General features: G+C 21.9%; 2 pseudogenes. Both read left to right on the top strand.

What is annotated here, in order from left to right:
- Window positions 1-573 (top strand): annotated as a pseudogene (locus L8V79_RS08050) (hypothetical protein); the annotation flags it as partial.
- Window positions 570-1,729, top strand: a pseudogene (locus L8V79_RS08045) (hypothetical protein); the annotation flags it as partial. The pseudogenes L8V79_RS08050 and L8V79_RS08045, both read left to right, overlap by 4 nt.

Here is a 1,729-nt window from a genome sequence, read left to right as displayed (position 1 = left end):
CAAAACAAAAGCCAAACAAAGCTAAAAGAGCCTATAATAAGACTTCATTATAAAAGTGATAGATTTCAAAAAGATAACCTACCTATCTATAATCTTTTGATCAATAATGAAAAAAAAGAACAAAATAAAGCTTTAAGTGAATTAAATATAGATCAAAAAGATTTAAAAGATATAGAAGATGTTAATATTCTTAATCAATTCAAACAAGACTTTAGTAAAGATTATGAATTTAAAGAATTAAATTTTAGTTTTGATACTAATTTAATCAAACTTTATTTTATTATCCCAAAAAATATTGCTAAAGTTTATAAAAGTGCTTATAAAGAATTTGAATATAAAGATTTAGGAGCAGGGTATTTTACACAGCTACATGAGTATGATAAAATCATCAAAAATTCCCTAGAAGATAATAAAGAATTAAACGAATATCATTTTAGTTTTTTAGCTCCTGCTAAAATGCAAAATTTAAAATTTCAAATCGCAAATGGACTAGATGAGATCTTAGAAGATGAAGATAGAAAACAAGAGCTTTATGTTTGTAAATTTGTAGTAGTGAATGGGATTAAAATATGAAAATAAAAGATTTCACCTTAATTACATCAAATCATAATTTGGAAATTGAGTTAAAAAATCTTACCGAAAATGCTAATAAAATTATTTTTATATGTGGTGATTTTGATGGATATAAAGAAGCTAAGAATTCTTTGTATAAGACACTACATACTATTGAATATAAATTTAAAAGTAACAAGAAAAAAACTTTTAAAATCATACATTTAAATCAAGCTAATAAAGATGAAATCACAAAAGAACAAAAATTTAGTTCTGATAAAAATTTATCTAGTATTAAAAAAATTATCTTTAATAATTTAAATTTTTTAAATAATGCAATCAATCAAAACAAAAATAAAACGCTCAATAAAATTATTGATGAGAGTAATGAAGAAAATATTGAAAATTTTTTAAAAGGAGTTCAAAAAGAATTAAATACATTATTAAAAAATATCAAAGAATCTGATTATTTTGAGCAAGAGATTAAACCAAAGATACAACTTACCCTAGATACACTTTTTAATACACTTTTAAAAAATATCACTCAATCTAATGATGATGAATATAAGCAAATTATTAGAGCTATAGCAAAATTTTTTATCAATATATTAGATTCTGTAACCAATCTTAAAAAACCTATCTCTTTAGTCAAAAAAAATCCTTATGTTTTTGTTGTAAATACATTATTTGAAGTTTATAATTCTTCTTCTGACTATCAAGAGTATAAGGAACAAAAATATTATTATGATTTCGCTTATCCACTTTTAGAGCTTATTACTAGTAAGCTTTATCCTATTATCGCTTTGTGTAATGAAGAAATTTTATCTGATGTATTGATTATAGATGATAAAGTATTATTAGATTTTTCATCTTATTCTAATGTACCTTCTATTAGTCTTTATAAAAATAGTTTTTATAAAGTTATTTTAGATGGAGAATTTCAAGGTATTTTTGATCATTTTTTAGAAAATAATCCAAAAATTGAAAATGAAAAGTTAGATAATACGCTTTTGATTAATTCTAGTTTAAAAAATTTTGATACAACATTAAAAAAAGCAATCAATTCAAATATCTCTGAACTTAATCATTTCTTTTATGCAGAATATCCTGATTTAAATTCTTCCATACTAGTAGAAATGATACTAGATAAAAAAAATACTGATCAAATCAATACAAC

The organism is Campylobacter sp. IFREMER_LSEM_CL2194 (assembly GCF_025771685.1).
Taxonomy (GTDB): domain Bacteria; phylum Campylobacterota; class Campylobacteria; order Campylobacterales; family Campylobacteraceae; genus Campylobacter_D.
This window is presented reverse-complemented; position numbering and strand designations above follow the sequence as displayed.